The organism is Micromonospora sp. NPDC047527 (genome assembly GCF_040643015.1).
Lineage (GTDB): Bacteria > Actinomycetota > Actinomycetes > Mycobacteriales > Micromonosporaceae > Micromonospora.
In genome coordinates this window covers 339,510-361,516 of the sequence record NZ_JBEYTK010000002.1, presented here as the reverse complement: position 1 = coordinate 361,516, position 22,007 = coordinate 339,510, and the positions used below count along the sequence as shown (strand labels likewise).

Genomic DNA, 22,007 nt, shown 5'->3' with positions numbered 1-22,007 from the left:
TCGGGCATCAGATGATCGCGGCGGCGATGATCGCACCGGTGGCCAGGTGCACCGCGGCCGACACCCACACGGCGGGGTGCGGCTCCGGGTCGACCAGCAGCTCGCCGAGCCGGCCCGGGGTCACCGCGTCGAGCAGCAGGAACGCGGCGGCCATGATGACCAGGCCGACGATCCCGTACGCCGCCGCGCCGACCAGGCCGAGGGTGAAGTCGTTGTCGCTGGCGACGATCGCCGCGACCACGATGATGCCGACGCCGAGCAGGTTCGAGGTGAGCAGCAGCGCCGCGTTGCGGTTGCGCTCGGTCCAGATCAGTTCGTGAAGCTTGCCGGGCGTGGCCAGGTCGACCAGCCCGTAGCCGACGCCCATCAGGACGACACCGACCACCCCGAAGGCGAGGGTGACCAGCAGATCGGTGACGAGGTTCTGCACAGGGGGCTCCAGGGTGAGGGGTCGGTCGTCGGGCTACTTGCCGCTGCCGGGGCCGCCGCCCCGGACGGTGCTGCCGCGTCCCCAGCCCCAGTACGACCCGACGATCGAGTGGTAGCGGGGGTAGGCGGTGCTCATGTTCTCCAGCAGGATCACCGAGCCGGCGGCAATCGGCAGGATCACCACCGAGTCGTCGTCGTAGCGCAGGTACACGCCGCTGCCGTCGACGTACCGGTCGGCCGGCCGCCACGCGTCGGTCAGGTCATTGGCGACCTGGGTAGGCGACTTCGACGAGGTGTACGCGACCGCCTGCCTGCCGATGTCCCGGCTGGCCGCCCGGGTGTACCTGTCCTGCACGTAGTCGCGGGGCGAGAAGGTGCCGTTGACGATCGCGAAGCCGGCGACCAGCACGCCGACCACGGCGACCGCCATGCCCACCACGATCCAGCGTCGGTACGTCATCGCAGTGCCACCACCGTCTCGGTCAGGACCAACTCGCTGGTCTGGGGGTACGCGTGCCACGTGCGCCAACCGACCGATCCGTCCGGCGCGTCGGTGCGTACGGCCAACGCGGTGACCGCGTCCGGGTCCCCGGGGAAGACCCCGACCAGGGCGTACGGGGCGTCGGCCAGGTCGGCGCGGAGCGCGGCGATCCGGTCGTGCAACTCACCGTCTGCGGGGCGCAGCACGGTGGCGGTGAACCGGTAGCCGCCCGCCTCGTCGTGCAGGACGCCGGGCAGGTGCGGCGGCCGGCCGGGCAGGCAGGCGACCGTCTCGGTGAGCCCGTCGCCACCAGCGGGGGCGGTCAGCACGACCTGGTGGGACGCGCCGAGCAGGCGCAGTCGTACCCGGATGTCGCCGGGAAGCGTGAGGTCACGAACGTGCAGCGCGGGGCGTTCCGGGCCACCGAGTGCCAGGCTCAGGTCCGCCGCGCAGGTGTCGACGTACGGGGTGTCGAGACTGACCAACACGTCAGGTGGCTCCCGGTCCGGCCTGCGGGTACACCATGACGTCGGCACGGTGCAGCTGCTCGCCCCGGGCAACCTCCCAGCCGGCCTGGCCGTACGCCTCGAAGGAGAGCCGCTCACCGCTGGAGGCCCGGTAGTCGTGGTAGCGGACGGTGCCGGTGGGGTCGAGGCCGGTGCTGCCGGTGGCCGTGTAGCGGGCCTGGCCGGATTCCTCCGTGGCATAGCGGCGGCCGGCGAAGTCGAGGGTGGACGCGCCCGGGGTGATCGTCGCGGCCGGCTCGGCCGTCCAGAGCACCAACTCCAGGTCGGGGTCCTCCTCCACGGAGAGCCAACGCTTGTCGCCGTCGACGGTGTCCAGCAGGTGCTCGGCCCAGCTCCAGCCGCCCTCGCTGAGGTGCACCGAGCCGCGGACCGCGTACGACACGCGGCGGATCTCGACGATGTCGCCGGGCTTGAGTCTGCGCGGGTCGCCGCGCAGCGCGTCGGAGTCGGAGTCGCGGAACGGGTCCACGGGTGCCGTCGGTGCGGCCGGCCGGGCGGCCTTGCGGCCCTTGCGCAGGGCCACCACCGCCACCACGACCCCGGCGACGCCGACCAGACACCCCAGCGTCGTCATCAGGTACGCCACGGAACCGTTCACCCCGACCACCTCCCCAAGTGCGTCGGCGGTGACGGTAACAACCTCGCGCACCTGGTGAAACTCGTGCACTCTCGGGTGATGGGCCGACTACCGCGTGTCCCGGTGGACGGCCGGGCCGACCCCCTGCGGGGTCGGCCCGGAGGCGCGACGGATCAGCCGGCGGTGACGGTCAGCCCCTCCTTGGCGTCGGCTAGGTCGACCTTGACCGTGTCGCCGTCGCGGATGGTGCCGGACAGCAGGGCCTTGGCGAGTTGGTCACCGATCGCGGTCTGGACCAGGCGACGCAGAGGGCGGGCGCCGTAGATCGGGTCGTAGCCGTGCTCGGCGAGCCACTGACGGGCAGGCTCGGTGATGTCCAGCGCCAATCGGCGGTCGGCGAGACGCTTGCGCATCCGGTCGAGCTGGATGTCCACGATGGAGCGCAGGTCGTCCCCGCGCAGCGCGGCGAAGACCACGATGTCGTCGAGACGGTTGAGGAACTCCGGCTTGAAGTGCGAGCGGACCACCGCGAGGACACCCTCGCGGCGCTCCTCCTCGGCCAGCATCAGGTCGCTGATCACCGACGACCCGAGGTTGGAGGTGAGGATCAGGATCGCGTTGCGGAAGTCCACCGTCCGGCCCTGACCGTCGGTGAGCCGACCGTCGTCGAGCACCTGGAGCAGCACGTCGAAGACGTCCGGGTGGGCCTTCTCCACCTCGTCCAGCAGGATCACCGAGTACGGCCGGCGACGCACCGCCTCGGTGAGCTGCCCGCCCTCCTCGTAGCCGACGTAGCCGGGCGGGGCGCCGACGAGGCGGGCGACGGAGTGCTTCTCGCCGTACTCGCTCATGTCGATGCGGACCATCGCCCGCTCGTCGTCGAAGAGGAACTCGGCGAGAGCCTTGGCCAGTTCGGTCTTGCCGACACCGGTCGGCCCGAGGAAGAGGAAGCTGCCGGTCGGGCGGTCGGGGTCGGCGACTCCGGCCCGTGCGCGACGGACCGCGTCGGAGACCGCGCCGACCGCCTCAACCTGGCCGACCACGCGACTGCCCAGCGACTCCTCCATCCGGAGCAGCTTGGCCGTCTCGCCTTCCAGGAGGCGACCGGCCGGGATGCCCGTCCAGGAGGCGACCACGGCGGCGATGTCGTCCGCGCCGACCTCCTCCTTGAGCATCGCGCCGTCGGCCTGGAGCTGGGCCAACTCCTCCTCGGCCTGCTTCAGCTCGACCTTGAGGGCGGGGATCCGGCCGTAGCGCAGCTCGGCGGCCCGCTCCAACTCGCCGTCGCGCTCGGCCCGCTCGGCCTCGCCGCCCAGGCGCTCCAACTCCTCCTTGGCGGTGGAGAGCTTGGTGATGTGGCTCTTCTCGGTCTGCCAGCGCTCGGAGAGCACGGTGAGCTGCTCACGCTTGTCGGCCAGCTCCTGGCGCAGCCGGGCCAACCGCTCGGCCGAGGCGGCGTCCGGCTCCTTGGCCAGCGCCATCTCCTCGATCTCCAGTCGGCGGACCGCCCGCTCGATCTCGTCCACCTCGACCGGCCGGGAGTCGATCTCCATCCGGAGCCGGGACGCGGACTCGTCGACCAGGTCGATCGCCTTGTCCGGCAGGAACCGGTCGGTGATGTAGCGGTCCGACAGCGACGCTGCGGCGACCAGCGCGGCGTCAGTGATCCGGACGCCGTGGTGCACCTCGTAGCGCTCCTTGAGCCCGCGCAGGATGCCGATGGTGTCCTCGATGGTCGGCTCGCCGACCACCACCGGCTGGAAGCGGCGCTCCAACGCCGGGTCCTTCTCGATGTGCTCGCGGTACTCGTCCAGCGTCGTCGCGCCGACCATCCGCAGCTCGCCGCGGGCCAGCATGGGCTTGAGCATGTTGCCGGCGTCCATCGAGCCCTCGCCCTTGCCGGCGCCGACGACGGTGTGCAGCTCGTCGAGGAACGTGATGACCTGCCCGTTGGAGTTCTTGATCTCCTCCAGGACGGACTTCAGCCGCTCCTCGAACTGGCCGCGGTACTGGGCCCCGGCGACCATCGCGCCGAGGTCCAGCGAGACCAGCTTCTTGTCGCGCAGCGACTCGGGGACGTCGCCGGCCACGATCCGCTGGGCCAGGCCCTCGACGATCGCGGTCTTGCCGACACCGGGCTCGCCGATCAGCACCGGGTTGTTCTTGGTACGCCGGGAGAGCACCTGGATGACCCGGCGGATCTCCGAGTCCCGGCCGATCACCGGGTCGATCTTGCCGTCGCGGGCGCTGGCGGTCAGATCGACGCCGTACTTCGCGAGGGCCTGGTAGGTCTGCTCCGGGTCGGCCGTGGTGACCCGCCGGTCTCCGCCCCGAACGGTCGGGAAGGCGGCGACCAGCGTCTCCTCGGTGACACCGGCGGACTTCAGCGCGTTGGCCACCGCACCGCCGACCCGGGCGAGGCCGGCGAGCAGGTGCTCGGTCGAGGTGTACTCGTCGCCCAGCGGACGGGCGATCTGCTCGGCGGCGCCGATGGCGTTGACGAACTCCCGCGCCAACGTCGGCTCGGCGATGCTGGAGCCCCGCGCGGCCGGCAGGCCGTCGACCGCTCGTTGGGCGGCCCGGCGCAGCTCGGCGGGGTCGGCCCCGACGGCGCGCAGCAGGCCGGTGGCGGTCGAGCCGTCGGTGTCCAGCAGGGACAGCAGCAGGTGCCAGGGCTCGACGGTGGCGTGGCCGCGCTGGTTCGCCAGCGCGACGGCGCCGGTGATGGCTTCGCGGCTCTTGGTGGTGAGGCGTTCGGTGTTCATGGGCTCCCCCGGATCGGCGTTGTCCATTGGGTTGGACACAACCAGAGTTGAGCGTATTCCGCTCAACCTTAGCGCTATGACGCCCATCACTCCCGGCGACGCCACCGCCAGTCGAACTCCCCGGCCGCCGGGGGCGGACCCGGTAGCGGGTCGACGTCCGGCACTGACCACCGACATCAGCGAGTTCTTCGCCAGTCTGCGCTGACCCGACCCTCGGGTGCCCGCCCTGTTTCGCGCCGGGGCGGGCACCAGCGTGTTTCCCCCGATCCATCCAAGATCTGCTCTCTGGATATGGCGCGGTAGCCTTGGCCGGTGCGAGTACGTGTCGAGCAGACCGCCCTGCCGGGCATCGGCGTACGTCATGATCTGGTGACGGAGTCTGGACGCCGCCTGGGTGTCGTTTCCCACCGAAACGGCCGTCGTGATCTTGTCCTCTACGACCCGGACGATCCCGACTCCTGTCAGGCGGACATCCCGCTGACCGATGACGAGGCGGAGGCACTGGCCGACATCCTCGGCGCGTCGCTGATGCTCGGTCAGCTCTCCGGGCTGCGCGACCAGGCCGCCGGCCTGCTCACCGAGCAGATCGCGATCCCGGCCGCGTCGCGGTACGTCAACCGGATGCTCGGTGACACGAAGGCGCGTACCCGCACCAGCGCCTCCATCGTGGCGGTGCTGCGCGACGGCGAAGTCATCGTCTCGCCGCTTCCCACCTTCCGCTTCGCAGCCGGTGACGTGGTGGTCGTTGTCGGGACCCGCAAGGGGCTCGACGGCGTGTCCGCCATCCTCGCCGACAGTGACCCGGACGGCTGAGGCGGATGCACGATTCCACAACACTGCTCGTCGAAGTCGGCGCACTGCTGCTACTGCTCGGGATTCTCGGGCGACTCAGCCGCAGGGTGGGCCTCTCACCCATCCCGCTCTACCTCCTAGCCGGCCTCGCCTTCGGGCACGGCGGGCTGCTGCCGCTCGACGCCAGCGAGGAGTTCTTCGCTGTCGGCGCCGAGATCGGCGTCATCCTGCTGCTGGTCATGCTCGGCCTGGAGTACTCGGCCAACGAACTCGTCGGCAACCTCCGCTCGGCTGCTCCAGCCGGCCTGATCGACGGGGTGCTCAACGCGCTGCCCGGCGCGGCGTTCGCCCTGCTGCTCGGTTGGGACTGGGTGGCCGCCCTGGTGCTCGGCGGCATCACCTGGGTCTCCTCCTCCGGCGTGATCGCCAAGGTCCTCGGCGACCTGGGCCGGCTCGGTAACCGGGAAACCCCGGTGATCCTCTCGGTCCTGGTCATCGAAGACCTGGCGATGGCGCTCTACCTGCCGCTGGTCACCGCCGTACTGGCCGGCACCGGCCTGATCGGCGGCGGCATCGCCCTCGCCGTCGCGGTGGGCACCGTCCTGCTGGTGCTGGTCGTCGCCATCCGGTACGGCCACCTGATCTCCGCCGCGCTGTCGGCGAAGGACCCGGAGGCGCTGCTGCTCGGCGTACTCGGGCTGACTCTGCTGATCGCGGGCGTCGCGGCGAAACTCCAGGTGTCGGCGGCGGTCGGCGCGTTCCTGGTCGGCATCGCGCTCTCCGGCCCGGTGGCGCACCACGCCACCGAGATGCTCTCTCCGCTGCGGGACCTGTTCGCCGCGGTGTTCTTCGTCTTCTTCGGCCTGGTCACCGACCCACGGGACATCCCGCCGGTGCTGCTGCCGGCGCTGGCGTTGGCCGTGATCACCATGGCGACGAAGACGCTCACCGGCTACCTCGCGGCCCGCCGGGTCGGCATCGGCGAGCCCGGTCGCTGGCGGGCCGGCCTGGCACTCGTACCCCGTGGGGAGTTCTCCATCGTCATCGCCGGGCTCGCGGTGGCCGCCGGCAGCGTCGAGCCGCGGCTGGCGGCGCTCGCCACGGCGTACGTCCTGATCACCGTGGTGACCGGGCCGATGCTGGCCCGGCTGCCGGACTTCCAGTGGTTCAAGCGGTGGCTGCGCAACCGCGCGTTGATTCAACGGAGCGCACCGATTCCCATTCACGACTGACGTTCGCCGCCGTTGTCGTGCCGCCGATCGGCACCGCAGCGGCGGCCGGTCAGCAGATCATCCTTTCGGTCCGGCCCAACCGACGGTTGCCGAATTGCGCCCTGCGGGTACTACCGCAGCAACCGGGCGGCAGGTTACCGTTTCGCCCCAGCAGCCACGGTCCGCGGGTGGCCAGTGCCAACGCGGGCGAGAGCGGAAGGTTGGCCGGTGAGCGTGCAGGAGTCGACGTTCCACGGCTTTGCCAACCCCGTCGATCCGACTCCGGCGGAGTTGCGAGCTTGGGCATTCCAGCCCGATTCGGTGCCGCTGGCCTCCATGCCACCCGACTGGGATCTCCTCGTCTCCGGTGACCGGCTGGTGCTGACGCTCTTCGACCTGGCGATGGACCCGACCTGCCCGGCGCGACGCTTCGCGCTGCACTGCCTCTACATCTACGCCGCCGACGGCATCCGGACGAACTTCCGCGCCCACCCCAAGCGGCGCTTTCGTAAACTGGTCGAGCAGGCCGAGCGTGACGGCGACGAACTGATGAGGATCTGGGCGTACAACGGCCGGGTGCTGCTCGCCCGACCGGATCTCTTCGTCTATCGGGACTGGTGCGAGGGCGGCCTGGTCCGCGAGAACCGTCGCCTCGGCTGACGCGCTCCGGGTGGCCGACCGCCGCCAAGGGGCCGAATCGCGTCGCCGGATGGTGCCGGCGGCGGTAGCGGCGTGGCCGCCCCGACCGGGGCTATCACTTCGTGGGCCCTATGGAGCTGATGTCGCAAACGATTCACGGCCCGTCGCCCCCGGCGCGCGCACCGGCGGTCCATGGGCCACGGAGTTGGGCGCCGCTTGATGTCGTAAACGATTCAACTCCAAAGGGCCCGTAAGACGGACCCGGACCTCCACCGCGAGGCAGGCGGCCGGACGGCGAACGGGCCGGGACCCCCCGTGGGTCCCGGCCCGCACGTCGGTTACCGGTCAGTCCTGCTTCCGCTCGGGCTCAGCACGGCCCTGGTCGGCGCTGCGGTCACCGTGGTCCCCGGAGTCGCCGTGGTCGGCGAACCGCCCCTCGACGACCCGGTCCCGGAAGCTGCCCTCGGTCACCTTGTCGAACTTCTCGCGGACGGTGTCGGCCAGGTGTTCCAGCCGGTCCTCCGTCTGCTGCGCCACCTTCTTCGCCGGCTCCGACATCGCTCCCCCTCGCACCGCGCCGACAGGCCCGAATTGAGGCGGTAGGACCCGTATTGACAGGCTAACGAAACGGCCCGGCCTCCGCCGGAAAACCGACGCGGGCCGGGCCGAGGAAACGACGAAGGGTGAGCTGCGAATCAGCGGTCCGGCGTACGGCGGGGGCGCCACACCACCAGCGCGGTGGACGTGCGGTTGGTCGGCACCAGGTCACGGCCCGGAAAGCGGGCCAGCGACTCCAGTTCGGCCACCCGGCGGTACGCGGCGTCCAGCTCCGCCTCCAGCCGGGCCGCCCGCTGCTGCGCCTGCTCCAGCAGTCGCTCCAGCCCGATGATCCGCTTGACCCCGGCCAGGTTGACCCCTTCGTCCTGACTGAGCCGCTGCACCTCGCGCAGCAGCACCACGTCACGAACGCTGTACCGGCGTCCGCCGCCAGCGGCTCGACCCGGCTGCACCAGCCCCAGCCGGTCGTACTGGCGCAGGGTCTGCGGATGCATTCCCGCCATCCGTGCCGCGACCGAGATCATGAGCACCTTGGCCTCGTAGGCCGGGTCACCCGAACCGAGGAATTCGCCCGACATCCCGCTCACCTCCGCGTCCATCCCACCGGACTAGCTGACCCGACGCACCCGGGCGTCGAGATGTTCTCGCGCCGCCGACGGACTCTGCTCGGCGAACGCCTCCAGTGCCGTCCGTGCCTCGTCCGACAGACGGGCCGGCACCACCACCTCCAGCGTGACCAGCAGGTCGCCGGCCTGCCCGTCACGGCGGACCACACCCTTGCCCCGGGCCCGCAGCACCCGCCCGCTCGGCGTGCCCGGCGGAACCCGCAGGGTCACCGCGCCGTCGAGCGTGGGCACCCTCAGGTCCGTGCCGAGCACGGCCTCCGCGAAGGTGATCGGCACGGTCAACGTCAGGTCGTCTCCGGTACGCCCGAACAGGTCGTCCGGCCGAACCTTGACGTGTACGAACAGGTCACCGGCCGGGCCGCCGCGCTCGCCCGGCTCACCGCGCCCGGCCAGCCGGATGCGCTGACCATCGGCGACTCCCGCCGGGAAGCGCACGTTCAGCGTGCGGGTCTTGGTGACGCCACCGCTGCCGTGGCACTCCGGGCACTTCTCCTCGACCACGGTGCCGACACCCTGACAGTTGCGGCACGGCTCGGAGAAGCTGAACGACCCCTGGTCGCGGGTGGTCACGCCGGCGCCGTGGCACACCGGGCAGGTACGCGGCTGGGTGCCGGGCTTGGCGCCGTTGCCGTGGCAGGTGTCGCAGACACCCGGAGCGCGCAGCGTCAGTGGCAGGGTCACCCCGCGGACCGCGTCGTCGAAGTCGAGAGCCACCTCGGCCTCCACGTCCCGACCACGGGCCGGACCACGCGGAGCGGCCTGCCCGCCGGCCTGCCCGCCCGAGAAGATCGAACTGAACAGGTCCTGGAAGCCGGCACCGCCGAAGCGACGGTCGCCGCCACCGCCCGCGCCGCCGTTGAACAGGTCGGAGACGTCGAACGGCATGCCGCCCGATTGCCCGGGGCCGCGGGCGTTGCGCCGGAAGGCGCCCGAGCCGAACAGGGAGCGCATCTCGTCGTACTCCCGGCGACGGCCGGCGTCCGACAACACGTTGTACGCCTCGGACACGGCCTTGAACCGCTCCTCGGCCTTCGGGTCGCCCGGATTGTGATCCGGATGCGATTCCCGGGCCAGTTTGCGGTACGTCTTCTTGATGTCGTCCGCGGAGGCGGCCTTGTCCACGCCGAGCACGGCGTAGAAGTCCTTCTCGATCCAGTCCTTCGAACTCACCGGTTCACCCCCTTCCGACCGTCGTGGCCCGGCCGTCCCGCCCTCCGCCGTGCGGGGGACGGGACGGCCCGGTCACCGTCTCGCACTATTCCGGATCCGCGACCGCGACCAGCGCGGGGCGCAGCAGCCGCTCACCGAGCTGGTAGCCGCGCCGCATGACCTGCACGCAGGTCGGTTCGCTGACCTCGTCCGAGGTCTGGTGCGCGACGGCCTCGTGCAGGGTCGGGTCGAACGGGTCACCCTGTTCGCCGAAGGCCGCCAGGCCGAACTTGCCCAGCGCGGTGGTGAGCTGTTCCGCCACCGAGCCGAACGGTCCGACCAGGTCGCCGTGTTCCCGGGCCCGGTCCAGGTCGTCCAGGATCGGCAGCAGCGCGGCCAGCACCGAGCCGGTCGCCTGCTCCTGCACCAGACTGCGGTCCCGGTCCACCCGCTTGCGGTAGTTGGCGTACTCCGCCGACACCCGCTGCAGGTCTCTGGTCCGCTCGTCGAGCTCGGCCCGGAGCGCCTCCAACTCGGCGCCGAGCGATGTCCCGCCGCCGTCGACCGGCTGCGCCGGGGCGTCCACCACCGGCGGACCGGACGGCGTCGACCCGTCGACCAAGGTCGCCTCGACCTCGATCTCGTCGACCACGACCTCGGCGTCCTCGACGAGACCCTCGGCCGAGACGTCGCTCCCCGCGTCGGCGGCGGTGCCCTCCGGCTCCGTCGTGTCGGTGAGCTTGCGGTTGTTGCGGATGACCACCCGCTCCCCGTCCCCGGTGGCTGGCTCCGTGGGCGCGGAGCCACCCGGCGTCGACCCGGTGTCGTCCGGGTCGACGGCTCGTGGCTTCTGCGTCATGCGGCTACCTCATCCCTTCGCCGTGGATACGTGTCGGAGGCCGACGGTCACTTCTTGCCGTCCTCGTCCACGATCTCCGCGTCGACCACGTCGTCGGGGCCACCGGCAGCACCCGCCTGCGGACCGGCCGCACCGGGACCTGCCGCACCCGGGCCGGCCTCGCCGCCGGGCTGCTGGCCCTGCTCAGCCTGCTGCGCGTAGAGCAGCGAACCAGCCTGCTGGGAGACCTGCGCCAGCCGCTCGTGCGCCGACTTGATCTTCTCGATGTCCTGGCCACCGAGGGCGCCGCGCAGCTCACCGAGCGCCTCGTTGAGCTGCTCCCGGTTCTCGCTGGGCAGCTTGTCGCCGCTCTCGGCGAGGAACTTCTCGGTCTGCCACTGGAGCGCCTCGGCCACGTTGCGGGTCTCGGCGTCGTCGCGGCGGCGCTTGTCCTCCTCCGCGTGCTCCTCGGCGTCCCGGCGCATCCGCTCGATGTCGTCCTTCGGCAGCGAGGAGCCGCCGGTGATCGTCATCTTCTGTTCCTTGCCGGTGCCCAGGTCCTTGGCGTGCACGTTGACGATGCCGTTGGCGTCGATGTCGAAGGCGACCTCGATCTGCGGCACGCCGCGCGGCGCCGGCGGGAGGCCGGTGAGCTCGAAGGTGCCGAGCTTCTTGTTGTAGGACGCGATCTCCCGCTCACCCTGGAACACCTGGATGAGCACCGACGGCTGGTTGTCGTCCGCCGTGGTGAAGACCTCGGAGCGCTTGGTCGGGATGGTGGTGTTGCGCTCGATCAGCTTCGTGAAGATGCCGCCCTTGGTCTCGATGCCCAGGCTCAGCGGGGTCACGTCGAGCAGCAGGACGTCCTTGACCTCGCCCTTGAGCACGCCAGCCTGGAGGGCGGCGCCGACGGCGACGACCTCGTCCGGGTTGACGCCCTTGTTGGGGTCGCGACCGGTGAGCTGCTTGACCAGGTCGGTGACGGCCGGCATCCGGGTGGAGCCGCCGACCAGGATCACGTGCTCGACGTCGGAGATCTTGATCCCGGCGTCCTTCACGGCCTGCTCGAACGGGCCCTTGCAGCGGTCCAGCAGGTCCTGCGTCATCCGCTGGAACTCGGCCCGGCTGAGCGTCACGTCGAGGTGCAGCGGGCCGGCCGCGCCGGCGGTGATGTACGGCAGGTTGATGTTCGTGGTGGTGGCGGCGGACAGCTCGATCTTGGCCTTCTCGGCGGCCTCACGGAGCCGCTGGAGCGCCATCTTGTCCTGGCCCAGGTCGATGCCGTGCTCGCCGCGGAACGTCTTGACCAGGTGGTCGATGATCCGCTGGTCCCAGTCGTCGCCACCGAGCTGGTTGTCACCGCTGGTGGACTTGACCTCGACAACGCCCTCAGCCAGCTCGAGCAGCGACACGTCGAAGGTGCCGCCACCGAGGTCGAAGACCAGGACGGTCTGCTCCTTGGAGCCCTTGTCCAGCCCGTACGCCAGGGCGGCCGCGGTCGGCTCGTTGACGATCCGCAGCACGTTGAAGCCGGCGATCTCACCGGCCTCCTTCGTCGACTGGCGCTGGCCGTCGTTGAAGTAGGCCGGGACGGTGATCACCGCGTCGGTGATCTGCTCGCCCAGGTACGCCTCGGCGTCCCGCTTGAGCTTCATCAACGTCCGGGCCGAGATCTCCTGCGGGGTGTACTTCTTGCCGTCGATGTCGACGGACCAGTTGGTGCCGATCTCCCGCTTGACCGAGCGGATAGTCCGGTCCGGGTTGGTCACCGCCTGGCGCTTGGCGACCTCACCGACGAGCACCTCGCCGTTACGGGCGAACGCGACGATCGACGGGGTCGTCCGCGAGCCCTCAGCGTTGGCGATGACGGTGGGCTCACCGCCCTCGAGAACGCTGACGCAGGAGTTCGTCGTGCCGAGGTCGATACCGACCGCACGTGCCATCTTCGCTTCCTCGCTTCGTAAGGTTGTGCAGGTGGCGGGTGTTGCCCGCGACTGCTTGGCGGGCGCCGCCCGCAGCGGGCCCCACCACAAGTTGAGTGAACTTGACTCAATAGTGCCACGCGACGGCCAATCGTCAAGTCGAGTTGAGTCGACCCGACGCAACCCAGACGTTATTACCGTCCGGTTGTCTTCCCTTGCATCGGTCGGGCACGCTTTAGCGGTGACGACGCACGGCGATTCCGCCACCCGTTCCGGCGCGCCCGCCGTCGCAGCCCGCACCGGCCCGCCGGACGCCGCGGAGGAGCCGCCCGCCACCACCGGGGACGACAGCCTCCCCGGCGCGCTGTCGGGCCTCCGGGCCGCGATCGGCGCCACCCGCTATCCCCTCGCGCTGCCCTCCGCCAGCTCCGCCCGGCGCACCGCCACCGCGCTCACCGACCAGCTCGACGACTACCTGCTGCCCCGGCTCGCCCGGCTGGACGCACCCCTGCTCGTGGTGGTCGGCGGCTCCACCGGCGCGGGCAAGTCGACCCTGGTCAACAGCCTGGTCAAGGCGCGGGTCAGCGCCGCCGGTGTGCTCCGGCCCACCACCCGCTCCCCGGTGCTGGTCTGCAACCCGGCCGACGCGACCTGGTTCCGGCAGGGTGACCTGCTGCCCGGGCTGACCCGCACCACCGAGCCCAGCGAAGATCCCCGCGCCCTGCACCTGGTCACCGCCCCGGCTCTGCCCCCTGGTCTGGCCTTCCTCGACGCACCCGACATCGACTCGGTCGTCGACGCCAACCGGGCGCTCGCGAGCCAACTGCTCGCCGCCGCCGACCTCTGGCTCTTCGTCACCACCGCCGCCCGGTACGCCGATGCGGTCCCCTGGGAACTGCTGCGCAGCGCGCGGGCCCGAGGCGCGGTGATCGCCATGGTGCTGGACCGAGTGCCCGCCGAGGCCAGCGACGAGATCGCCGCGCACCTGACCGAGATGCTCGCCGCACAGGACCTGGGCCGGGCCCCACTCTTCGTGCTCCCGGAAACCTGGGTCGACGGTCAGGGGCTGCTGCCCGAGGGCGTCACCGCGCCGCTGGCCGACTGGTTCGCCCGGCTGGCCGCCGACGCCGATGCCCGCGCCGCCGTGGTCCGGCAGACCCTGGACGGCGCGCTTGCCGCCCTGCATCCCGCCGTCGAGGAGTTGGCCGACGCCGCCGACGAGCAGGTCACCGCCGCCGACGGGCTGGACGAACGCGTCCGAGGCGCCTACCGGGGCGCGGAGCGGACCGTCGAGCAGGGTCTACAGGACGGCCGGCTGCTCCGCGGTGAGGTGCTCGCCCGCTGGCAGGAGTTCGTCGGCACCGGCGAGTTCTTCCGCACCCTGGAGGCACGGATCGGTCAACTGCGGGACCGGTTGGTGGCCGCCGTCACCGGTCGGCCAGCCCCCGCCGCCGAGCTGCGCAACGCCATCGAGTCGCAGCTCGTCACACTGCTGCGCGGGGTGGCGTCCGAGGCCGCCGAGGCCGCGTACACCGGGTGGAAGGCACATCCGGCGGGCGCCGATCTGCTGGAGCCGGGGCTCGCCCATCCGAGCGACGACCTGCCCGAACGCGCCGAGCGGATGGTCCGGGACTGGCAGCGCGGTGTGCTGGAACTGGTCCGGGTCGAGGGCGGTGACAAGCGGTTCGTGGCCCGCACCGCCGCGTACGCGGTCAACGCCACCGGGCTGGCCGTGATGGTCGCCGTCTTCGCCTCCACCGCGTTCATCCCCACCGGGTTGGAGGTGGCCACCGGGGCCGGCACGACCGTCGCCGCGCAGGCCGTACTCCAGGCGATCTTCGGCGACCAGGCGGTGCGTACCCTCGCTGCCAAGGCCCGCGCCGACCTGCTGGCCCGGGTGCGGACGCTGCTGGAGACGGAGGCCGACCGCTTCCTGACCCGCACCGCCGAGGCGCGGCCCGCCGAGGCGGCCGGCGACGAACTGCGCCGCGCCGCCGGCCAGGTCGAACTGGCCCGGCACCGCAGCGGCCTGGCCACCGGCGGCGACATGCCGGCGGACGGCGACGAGGAGGAGTCCCGGTGACCAACATCGCCGGCCGGGTACGCGAGGCGTTCCGGGGCGACCAGCGGATCGACCCCGACGCGCTGATCGCCCGCCTCGACGGGGTACGCCGGTTCCTGACCGCCGTCGACGGCCTGCTGCCCGACGCCGACCTGGTGCCCGCGCACACCCTCGTCGAGCGGGCCGGCACCCGGCTTGCGCTGTCCCGCGACCACACCGTGGTCGCCCTCGCCGGGGCCACCGGCAGCGGCAAGTCCAGCCTCTTCAACGCCCTGGCCCAACTGGAACTCTCACCGGTCGGGGTCCGCCGGCCGACCACCGGCGTCACCCACGCCTGCGTGTGGGGGCCACTGGAGGGCGCCAACCGGCTGCTCGACTGGATCGGTGTGCTGCCCCGGCACCGCTTCGTCCGCGAGAGCGCGCTCGACGGCAACGACGAGACGGCACTGCACGGGCTGATCCTGCTCGACCTGCCCGACTTCGACTCGGTGCAGCGGTCCCACCGGTTGGAGGTGGACCGACTGCTCGGCCTGGTCGACCAGGTGGTCTGGGTGGTCGACCCGCAGAAGTACGCCGACCGGGTGATCCACGACAGCTACCTGCGCGAGTTCCACCGGCACCGGGACGTCACCCTCGTCGTGCTCAACCAGGCCGACCGGTTGCCCTCGGCCGAGCTGCCCCGGGTCTTGGACGACCTGCGCCGGCTGCTCGACTCCGACGGGCTGACCGGCGTGCCACTGCTGGCCACCACCGCCATCGACCCGGCCGGGATGGTCGGGCTGCGCACCGCCCTGGAGCGGACGGTCGCCGGGCGGCAGGCCGCCCTGCGCCGGCTGGCCGGCGACGTCGACTCGGTGGTCGCCGGGCTGGACGAGCTGGTCGGCTCGACCCGGCCGGCCGCCGGGCCGGACGACGCGGCCGTCGCCGGGCTGAACCGGGCACTGGCCGGGGCCGCCGGTGTGCCGGCGGTGGCCGAGGCGGTGGAGCGGGCGTACCGGCACCGGGCGGGCGCGGCCACCGGCTGGCCGGTGGTGCGGGGCTGGCGTCGGCTCCGGCCCGACCCGTTGCGCCGCCTGCACCTGCCCGGCCCGGCCGGCGACCCGGCCGACCCGGCGGAGAGCCTGGTCGCGGCGACCTCCGTACCGGACCCGACCGCCGCCCAACGCTCGGCGCTCGGCCTCGCGATCCGCGCGGTGGCCGACCGCGCCGCCGCCCACCTGCCCGCCGCCTGGCCGGCCGTGGTCACCGGGGCCGCCCGGTCCCGCCTGGGCGACCTGCCCGACGCGCTGGACCGCGCGATCGCCGGCACCGACCTCGGCCTGGAACGGCGACCTCACTGGTGGCGGGTCGTCGGAGCGGTGCAGTGGCTGGTCACTCTCGCCGCCCTCGTCGGGTTGGGCTGGCTGGTGCTCGGCTACGCGCTGCGGGTGCTCGGCCTGCCGGCGCTGGACAACCCGATGGTCGGCCAGGTGCCGCTGCCCACCCTGCTGCTGCTCGGCGGGCTGCTGGCCGGGCTGCTGGTGGCGGCGCTGACCCGCCCGGTGATCCGCTGGGCGGCCCAGCGGGCCCGCGGCCGGGCACAGCAGCGGCTGACGGTCCGGGTGGCCGAGGTAGGCCACGAGTATGTGCTCGCCCCGGTGCGTACCGTGCTCGCCTCGTACGCCCAGGCACGCGAGGCGCTGCGGGACGCCGCCCACCGCTGACGCCTCGCTACCGCTCTGCACAGCTCCTCCGGCGGCGTAGGGTCGGAGCATGGCCACGCCTCAGACCCCCTACGACGCGGTGCTGCACGCCGCACGCGACGTGACCAAGCTGGAGTCCGCCCTCGACGCCGAGATGCTCGGCAGCGCCCTGCTGGGCAGTGTCTACTCGATCGCGGAGACCGACCGCGACACCGCCGTACGGGAGTTCGTGACCGGGTTCCTCGCCGCCACCGCCCGCCGCCGGATCGCGGCGGCGACCACCATCCGGCAGGTCTTCGCCACGCTCGTCCCGAACGCCGAGGGCACCGAGCGGGTGCGCCCCGGCAGCCAGGCACCCGCCTGGGCAGGCCAGCTCGGCCGGGTCCACCTCACCGGCAGCTGGGCGTACGGCGACGTGTACGGCGACCAGACCTCCTACCTCGCCACCTTCGCGTACGACGACGCGGCCGGCGGCCCGGAGCACGCGCTGGTGGCCCTCGTCGATCACAACATCGGGATCACCAAGGACATCTTCGTCGGCGGGCCGGCCGAACGGATCCTGGACCAGGTCCGGCAGATGTGCGCCGACGACGAGCTGACCTGGTTCCGCACCGAGGACCCGTCCCGGCTGCGGGGCGAGGTGGCCCGCCACCTCTCGGTCACCGACGACCTGAGCGAACTGCCCGGCGAGGGCTCACTCGCCACCGACCGCGCGCTGGTCGGCGCCCGACTGGCGGTGCTGCCCACGGCCGCTGGCCCGACCAGCCCGGCGGAGGTCGAGCCGCTGTCCGCCGCCGAGCGCACCGACCTGGTCCGGCGCTTCCTGGCCGCGCCGGAGGCCGCCCGGTTCGGTCTCGACACCGTCGACGGCCCGGAGCTTGCCTCGCTGCACTTCTGCCTGAGCCTGCTGCTGGACCACTCGGCGACCTTCCCGGACGCCGACCCGATGCGGTGGAGCCCGGCGGTGTCCGGGCTCTTCCTGCTCGACTGGGTGCACCGTCGTGCCGTGCTGGACATGGACGACGCGGCGATGCTGCCCCGGGTGCTGCGCGCCTGGGCCCGGTACGCGTCACGCCAGCGCGGGCTGCCCGAGGCCGCCGCGACGCGCACTGACGAGGCGATCGAGGAGATGGTGCCGGAGTTCGCCCGGCTCTACTCGACCGGCGAGCGGCGCAGCCCAGCCACGGCGGCGGTCGCTCAGCTGATGGCCGACGGCGTGGACCCGGACGACCCGGCCGCGCTGGACGCCTGGATCGAGGCGAACCGGCACCGCCTCGCCGACGACGGCGCCTGACGGCATCCGGGCCGGGCGGCACCACGCGGCCCGGCCCGGATACCGAGCCCGCCCACGCGGCGGCCTCGACCCGCGCGGCACGACGCGGCAGGCGCGGCTCAGCGCCGCGCAACGCGGCGCAACGCGGCGCGGCGCGGCGCGGCGCGGCTGGGTCAGCGCAGCAGGCCGAAGGCGAGCGCGGCGATCAGCGCGCCGAGCACACCACCCGCCAGCACCTGCGGCACGGTGTGGTCCCGCAGTCGCACCCGGGACCAGCCGACGACCGCCAGCAGTGGCGCGGCGACGAGGAGACCACGTCCGAAGGTCATCGACAGGATGACCAGCGTGCCGGCTGCCACCGCCGAGTGGATCGACATCTTCCACCAGTGGCTCACCGACACGGCGACCACCAGCCCGACCAACCCGGCCACCGCCAACGCCAGTAACGGCCGGGGCGCGCCGAGCACGGTGAGCAGGGCGAGCCCCGTGGCGACCGAGCCGAGGCCGACCAGCAGCGGCACCCGGCGCTGCTCCCGACGGCCGATGTGGTGGTCGGTGAGCCGGCCACGACGCACCCCGCCCACGATGTAGGCGAACGGGATGCCGGTGACGAAGAGGGTCGCGAGCAGACCCCACGCCAGGCCGCGACCGTTGCCCGGGGAGCTGTGCCAGCTCACCGCGATCATCAGCAGCGACACCAGCACGGCCGGCGCGGTCAGCTCGGTGACCAGCCGGGCGATCCGCAGCCCTGGGCCGGGCCGGACGGCGACCGGGCGGGGCTCCACACCGCCGCCCACGTCACCCCCTCCGGTACGTGCCTACCGTGGACCGTCGCCTCCGGTTCGGTGGCGTCTGATCGTCACCGTACCGCCGGGGGGACCGCGGGATGCCTCGGTCCGGCCAGCGGCGAACTGACCGTTGGTGACGGCGGACCGGCCGGCGACGGCGGCGCGGTCCGGCTGAGCCGGGTGGCCGACGCCGTGGGAGGAACGGTCCGGGTGGCCGACGCCGTGGGAGGAACGGTCCGGGTGGCCGACGCCGCGGGAGAGGCAGTCGGCGCTGTGGGACTGGCGGTCCGGGTGGCCGGCGCGGCCGTGGGGGCGCACGGCGTCGGTGTGCCGGCCGGCGCGGTATAGGTGCTCGTCGGAACGGCGGTGGGTGTCACCGGGTCGGTCGCCGTGGGTGTGACCGGGTCAGTCACGGTGGGCGTCACCGGGTCGGTCGGCGTCGGGCTCGGCGTGGGGGTGGGGTCGGGGTCCGGCGGCCCGGTGGGCGACGGCACCGGCGACGGGCTGGGCGGGGGCGCGGCCGGCGGGGTGCTCCGGGTGGCGCGCGGCACCGGTGCCGGGGGCACCGTCCGGCGGGTGGGCACCCGGTCGTCGGCCGTCGGCCCGGACCACGACTCGTCGGCGGCACGTCGGGGAGCGGCGGGCAGCCAGCCGGCGGTCGCGGGCGGGCCGGCGCTGGGTGTGCCGGGCGGCGGAAGCGCCGGCTGACTGGTCACGGGCATCGGGATGATCACCGGCCCGACCGACGGCGTGGGGATGAACGGGGTGCCGCTGTCCGGAAGGGCGGTGCTGCCCTGGGTGGCCGAGCCCGTGCTGATCGCGGCGAGGATGGGCATCGACGCGGTGCCCATCAGCAGCGCGACGGTGAGCAGGTAACCCCGTGAGGGACCGCCGACGCCGGGGGCGCGGTGCGCCCCGACCACTCGGCGGTACCCACCGGCGGACCGGTGCCGACCGAGCACCGGTGTGCCGGGACCGTCACCTGGCTCGTCCACCGCGCACCCCTTGTCGTCGTCGCTGTCGGAGAACGCGCAGGGGCTTCGCCGGCTGGAAGCCGGCAAACCACCCGATCGACGCGATCCTGCGGGAATCAGCCTGGCGCAGTTACCGTCCGTCAGCCAGTACCCACCGCGTGTCGACACGCGGCACTGACCGAACGGTGACGAATCATCGCCGGATCGCCCGGTGGACGCGCGACGGCATGATGACGACAAAGGACAGCAAACCGTAGTCGGTCGGAATGCAGGGCGGGCGTACTGTGGGCGCGCTCACCTGCTCTGCGAATATGGAGCACGACGGCAACGCAGCCGTGACCGCCGCGCACCCTCGCGGCAGGCGCGGCCCGGCGCCGGCGCTCCCGAACCGGGTTCGGCCAGAATCCGGCTCACGCCGCGCGGCAACCCCCACCGGGGCTAGGCGCGGCCGCCAGGAACCGGTCCGGCAGCAGCCGGACAGGCGCACGAGTTGCGCGGCCGGGTGACCCCCCGGTGCCGCCGCAGACACGACAGGGAGACACCGATGGCAAAGGGCGACCCCGGGGGTACCACCACCCGCAGCAGGCGGGCGGCACCCCGCTCCAAGAAGCGCGCGGCTGGCGATCCGGAACTGGTACAGCTGCTCACCCCCGAGGGTGAGCGGATCGACAGCGTCACCGGACCCGACGGCATCGAGTACCGCGTCGACTTCACCGACGAGGAGTACCGCGGGCTCTATCGCGACCTGGTGCTGGTCCGCAAACTGGACGCCGAGGCCACCGCGCTGCAGCGCCAGGGTGAGCTGGGCATCTGGGCGAGCCTGCTCGGCCAGGAGGCGGCTCAGGTCGGCTCCGGGCGGGCACTGCGTACCCAGGACATGGCCTTCCCGACCTATCGGGAGCACGGCGTCCTCTACTGCCGGGGCATCGACCCGATCATGCCGCTCGGCCTGTTCCGCGGCGTCGATCAGGGCGGCTGGGACCCGAACGAGTTCAAGTTCAACATGTACACGATCGTGATCGGGGCGCAGACCCTGCACGCCACCGGCTACGCCATGGGCATCAACATGGACGGCAAGACCGGCAACGAGGACGGCGAAGCCGTGATCGCCTACTTCGGCGACGGGGCGACCAGCCAGGGTGACGTCAACGAGGCGTTCGTCTGGGCCGGCGTGTTCAACGCGCCGATGGTCTTCTTCTGCCAGAACAACCAGTACGCGATCTCCGAGCCGCTGGAGCGGCAGACCCGCATCCCGCTCTACCAGCGGGCCGCCGGGTTCGGCTTCCCCGGCATCCGGGTGGACGGCAACGACGTGCTGGCGACGTACGCGGTGACGCGCACGGCGCTGGACAACGCCCGGCACGGGCAGGGCCCGAGCCTGATCGAGGCGTACACCTACCGGATGGGCGCGCACACCACCTCCGACGACCCGACGCGTTACCGGATCGCCAGCGAGGTCGAGGCGTGGCAGGCCAAGGACCCGATCGCGCGGGTACGGGCGTTCCTGGAGAAGCAGCAGATCGCCGACGCGGACTTCTTCGCCGAGATCGACGAGCAGGCCCGCCGCGAGTCGGTGCACCTGCGCGAGCGTGTGCTCGCCATGCCCAACCCGGAGCCGGTGACGATGTTCGACCACGTCTACCCCAACGGGTCCCCGCTGCTCGACGAGCAGCGCGCGCAGTTCAGCCGCTACATGGAGTCGTTCGAGGGGAGCGCCCACTGATGGCCACGGAGACGCTCACCCTCGGCAAGGCCCTCAACACCGGCCTGCGCCGCGCCCTGGAGAACGACCCCAAGGTCATCATCATGGGCGAGGACGTCGGCAAGCTCGGCGGCGTCTTCCGGATCACCGACGGGCTCCAGAAGGACTTCGGCGACCAGCGGGTCATCGACACCCCGCTCGCCGAATCCGGCATCATCGGCACCGCCGTCGGCCTGGCCATCCGTGGCTACCGGCCGATCTGCGAGATCCAGTTCGACGGCTTCGTCTATCCCGCGTACGACCAGATCGTGTCGCAGGTCGCCAAGATGCACTACCGCTCGCGCGGCAAGCTCAGCATCCCCATGGTCATCCGGATTCCGTTCGGCGGCGGCATCGGCGCGGTCGAGCACCACTCCGAGTCGCCGGAGGCGTACTTCGCGCACACCGCCGGCCTGAAGGTGGTGTCCTGCTCCAACCCGCAGGACGCGTACGTGATGATCCAGCAGGCTGTCGCCTCGGACGACCCGATCGTCTTCCTGGAGCCCAAGCGGCGCTACTGGGAGAAGGGCCAGGTCGACCTGGACGCGCCGCTGTCCGACGCGTACCCCCTGCACTCGGCCCGGGTGGTGCGGCCCGGCACCGACGTGACGGTGCTGGCGTACGGGCCGATGGTCCGGACGTGCCTGGAGGCGGCGACCGTCGCCGCCGAGGACGGCCGGGAGCTGGAGGTCATCGACCTGCGCTCGCTGTCCCCGCTGGACCTGACGGCCGCGTACGAGTCGGTGAAGCGCACCGGCCGCGCGGTGGTGGTGCACGAGGCGCCGTCCAACATCGGTCTCGGTGCCGAGCTCGCCGCGCGGATCACCGAGGAGTGCTTCTACTCCCTGGAGTCGCCGGTCCTGCGGGTGACGGGCTTCGACATCCCCTACCCGGCCGCCCGGGTGGAGGAGGAGTTCCTGCCCGACCTCGACCGGGTGCTCGACGCCGTCGACCGCACGTTCGGCTGGTGAGC

23 protein-coding genes are annotated in these 22,007 nt (G+C 72.3%); 12 read left to right on the top strand and 11 right to left on the bottom strand.

The annotated features are described in order from the left end of the window. Positions 1-7: 7 nt before the first annotated feature. From ABZ808_RS10510 to clpB, 5 genes are all read right to left on the bottom strand, one after another. On the bottom strand, positions 8-430 hold the full coding sequence (locus ABZ808_RS10510) for a DUF350 domain-containing protein (protein ID WP_357003494.1): 423 nt from the start codon (positions 428-430) through the stop codon (positions 8-10). 33 nt (positions 431-463) lie between these two features. Further along, on the bottom strand, positions 464-889 hold the full coding sequence (locus ABZ808_RS10505; RefSeq protein WP_357003492.1) for a DUF4247 domain-containing protein: 426 nt from the start codon (positions 887-889) through the stop codon (positions 464-466). Further along, on the bottom strand, positions 886-1,398 hold the full coding sequence (locus ABZ808_RS10500) for a DUF2617 family protein (protein WP_357003490.1): 513 nt from the start codon (positions 1,396-1,398) through the stop codon (positions 886-888). The genes ABZ808_RS10505 and ABZ808_RS10500 overlap by 4 nt, the downstream gene beginning before the upstream one ends. A gap of 1 nt (position 1,399) precedes the next feature. Beyond that, positions 1,400-2,035 (bottom strand): DUF4178 domain-containing protein, encoded by a 636-nt coding sequence (locus tag ABZ808_RS10495; protein WP_357003488.1) that lies wholly within the window; start codon positions 2,033-2,035, stop codon positions 1,400-1,402. A 152-nt stretch (positions 2,036-2,187) separates the two neighbouring features. Then, positions 2,188-4,779 carry an ATP-dependent chaperone ClpB gene (gene clpB, locus ABZ808_RS10490; RefSeq protein WP_357003486.1) on the bottom strand — a complete coding sequence of 864 codons (2,592 nt, stop codon included), beginning with the start codon at positions 4,777-4,779 and terminating at the stop codon, positions 2,188-2,190. 76 nt (positions 4,780-4,855) lie between these two features. Here clpB and ABZ808_RS10485 point away from each other — a divergent pair, with 76 nt between their 5' ends. The 4 genes from ABZ808_RS10485 (at position 4,856) to ABZ808_RS10470 (ending at position 7,442) form a co-directional block, all read left to right on the top strand. Then, on the top strand, positions 4,856-4,984 hold the full coding sequence (locus ABZ808_RS10485; RefSeq protein ID WP_357003484.1) for a hypothetical protein: 129 nt from the start codon (positions 4,856-4,858) through the stop codon (positions 4,982-4,984). A 107-nt stretch (positions 4,985-5,091) separates the two neighbouring features. Further along, positions 5,092-5,592 (top strand): TrkA C-terminal domain-containing protein, encoded by a 501-nt coding sequence (locus tag ABZ808_RS10480; RefSeq protein WP_357003482.1) that lies wholly within the window; start codon positions 5,092-5,094, stop codon positions 5,590-5,592. Positions 5,593-5,597: 5 nt separating this feature from the next. Continuing rightward, positions 5,598-6,803 (top strand): cation:proton antiporter, encoded by a 1,206-nt coding sequence (locus ABZ808_RS10475; protein WP_357003480.1) that lies wholly within the window; start codon positions 5,598-5,600, stop codon positions 6,801-6,803. Positions 6,804-7,010: 207 nt separating this feature from the next. Further along, positions 7,011-7,442: a hypothetical protein gene (locus ABZ808_RS10470; protein ID WP_357003478.1), complete on the top strand. Its 432-nt coding sequence runs from the start codon at positions 7,011-7,013 to the stop codon at positions 7,440-7,442. Between the two features lie 324 nt (positions 7,443-7,766). Here the strand turns inward: ABZ808_RS10470 and ABZ808_RS10465 are convergent, their stop codons facing one another. From ABZ808_RS10465 to dnaK, 5 genes are all read right to left on the bottom strand, one after another. Next, positions 7,767-7,979 (bottom strand): hypothetical protein, encoded by a 213-nt coding sequence (locus ABZ808_RS10465; protein WP_357003476.1) that lies wholly within the window; start codon positions 7,977-7,979, stop codon positions 7,767-7,769. A gap of 137 nt (positions 7,980-8,116) precedes the next feature. Beyond that, positions 8,117-8,557: a helix-turn-helix transcriptional regulator gene (locus ABZ808_RS10460; protein ID WP_357003474.1), complete on the bottom strand. Its 441-nt coding sequence runs from the start codon at positions 8,555-8,557 to the stop codon at positions 8,117-8,119. 30 nt (positions 8,558-8,587) lie between these two features. Further along, complete coding sequence (dnaJ, locus tag ABZ808_RS10455; protein WP_357003472.1) at positions 8,588-9,775, bottom strand: molecular chaperone DnaJ; 1,188 nt, start codon at positions 9,773-9,775, stop codon at positions 8,588-8,590. An 85-nt stretch (positions 9,776-9,860) separates the two neighbouring features. Further along, complete coding sequence (gene grpE / locus ABZ808_RS10450; protein WP_357003470.1) at positions 9,861-10,613, bottom strand: nucleotide exchange factor GrpE; 753 nt, start codon at positions 10,611-10,613, stop codon at positions 9,861-9,863. Between the two features lie 47 nt (positions 10,614-10,660). Further along, the gene (gene dnaK / locus ABZ808_RS10445) at positions 10,661-12,535 is read right to left on the bottom strand and encodes a molecular chaperone DnaK (protein ID WP_357003468.1); all 1,875 of its coding nucleotides are present in this window, start codon (positions 12,533-12,535) and stop codon (positions 10,661-10,663) included. Between the two features lie 220 nt (positions 12,536-12,755). Between dnaK and ABZ808_RS10440 the strand changes: the two genes are divergently transcribed. The 3 genes from ABZ808_RS10440 to ABZ808_RS10430 are packed head-to-tail and all read left to right on the top strand — an operon-like array spanning position 12,756 to position 17,552. Next, on the top strand, positions 12,756-14,597 hold the full coding sequence (locus tag ABZ808_RS10440) for an ABC transporter (protein WP_357003466.1): 1,842 nt from the start codon (positions 12,756-12,758) through the stop codon (positions 14,595-14,597). After that, positions 14,594-16,279: a GTPase gene (locus ABZ808_RS10435; protein ID WP_357003464.1), complete on the top strand. Its 1,686-nt coding sequence runs from the start codon at positions 14,594-14,596 to the stop codon at positions 16,277-16,279. The genes ABZ808_RS10440 and ABZ808_RS10435 overlap by 4 nt, the downstream gene beginning before the upstream one ends. A gap of 49 nt (positions 16,280-16,328) precedes the next feature. Next, entirely contained in the window at positions 16,329-17,552 is a 1,224-nt protein-coding gene (locus ABZ808_RS10430) for a hypothetical protein (RefSeq protein ID WP_357003462.1), read from the top strand. 152 nt (positions 17,553-17,704) lie between these two features. On the opposite strand, the gene ABZ808_RS10425 is transcribed toward ABZ808_RS10430, so the two are convergent. Continuing rightward, positions 17,705-18,328: a phosphatase PAP2 family protein gene (locus ABZ808_RS10425; protein WP_357003460.1), complete on the bottom strand. Its 624-nt coding sequence runs from the start codon at positions 18,326-18,328 to the stop codon at positions 17,705-17,707. Positions 18,329-18,376: 48 nt separating this feature from the next. Between ABZ808_RS10425 and ABZ808_RS10420 the strand changes: the two genes are divergently transcribed. The 5 genes from ABZ808_RS10420 (at position 18,377) to ABZ808_RS10400 (ending at position 22,005) form a co-directional block, all read left to right on the top strand. After that, positions 18,377-18,667 (top strand): hypothetical protein, encoded by a 291-nt coding sequence (locus ABZ808_RS10420; RefSeq protein ID WP_357003458.1) that lies wholly within the window; start codon positions 18,377-18,379, stop codon positions 18,665-18,667. Between the two features lie 18 nt (positions 18,668-18,685). Continuing rightward, entirely contained in the window at positions 18,686-19,027 is a 342-nt protein-coding gene (locus ABZ808_RS10415; RefSeq protein ID WP_357003456.1) for a hypothetical protein, read from the top strand. An 18-nt stretch (positions 19,028-19,045) separates the two neighbouring features. After that, entirely contained in the window at positions 19,046-19,195 is a 150-nt protein-coding gene (locus ABZ808_RS10410; protein ID WP_357003454.1) for a hypothetical protein, read from the top strand. Between the two features lie 642 nt (positions 19,196-19,837). Next, a complete protein-coding gene (gene pdhA, locus ABZ808_RS10405; protein ID WP_357003452.1) occupies positions 19,838-21,016 on the top strand; it encodes a pyruvate dehydrogenase (acetyl-transferring) E1 component subunit alpha in 1,179 nt (392 codons plus the stop codon). After that, positions 21,016-22,005, top strand: coding sequence for an alpha-ketoacid dehydrogenase subunit beta (locus ABZ808_RS10400; protein WP_357003450.1), 990 nt, complete (start codon positions 21,016-21,018; stop codon positions 22,003-22,005). Before pdhA ends, ABZ808_RS10400 begins: the two co-directional genes overlap by 1 nt. Positions 22,006-22,007 lie beyond the last annotated feature (2 nt).

Bases quoted from the DNA above. Each gene is read 5' to 3' on its own strand.
- ABZ808_RS10460 (WP_357003474.1), bottom strand. From the start codon at position 8,557: ATGTCGGGCGAATTCCTCGGTTCGGGTGACCCGGCCTACGAGGCCAAG.
- clpB (WP_357003486.1), bottom strand. From the start codon at position 4,779: ATGAACACCGAACGCCTCACCACCAAGAGCCGCGAAGCCATCACCGGC.
- ABZ808_RS10430 (WP_357003462.1), top strand. From the start codon at position 16,329: ATGGCCACGCCTCAGACCCCCTACGACGCGGTGCTGCACGCCGCACGC.
- ABZ808_RS10485 (WP_357003484.1), top strand. From the start codon at position 4,856: ATGACGCCCATCACTCCCGGCGACGCCACCGCCAGTCGAACTCCCCGG.
- pdhA (WP_357003452.1), top strand. From the start codon at position 19,838: ATGGCAAAGGGCGACCCCGGGGGTACCACCACCCGCAGCAGGCGGGCG.
- ABZ808_RS10465 (WP_357003476.1), bottom strand. From the start codon at position 7,979: ATGTCGGAGCCGGCGAAGAAGGTGGCGCAGCAGACGGAGGACCGGCTG.
- dnaK (WP_357003468.1), bottom strand. From the start codon at position 12,535: ATGGCACGTGCGGTCGGTATCGACCTCGGCACGACGAACTCCTGCGTC.
- ABZ808_RS10410 (WP_357003454.1), top strand. From the start codon at position 19,046: ATGATCACCGGCCCGACCGACGGCGTGGGGATGAACGGGGTGCCGCTG.
- ABZ808_RS10475 (WP_357003480.1), top strand. From the start codon at position 5,598: ATGCACGATTCCACAACACTGCTCGTCGAAGTCGGCGCACTGCTGCTA.
- ABZ808_RS10400 (WP_357003450.1), top strand. From the start codon at position 21,016: ATGGCCACGGAGACGCTCACCCTCGGCAAGGCCCTCAACACCGGCCTG.
- grpE (WP_357003470.1), bottom strand. From the start codon at position 10,613: ATGACGCAGAAGCCACGAGCCGTCGACCCGGACGACACCGGGTCGACG.
- ABZ808_RS10505 (WP_357003492.1), bottom strand. From the start codon at position 889: ATGACGTACCGACGCTGGATCGTGGTGGGCATGGCGGTCGCCGTGGTC.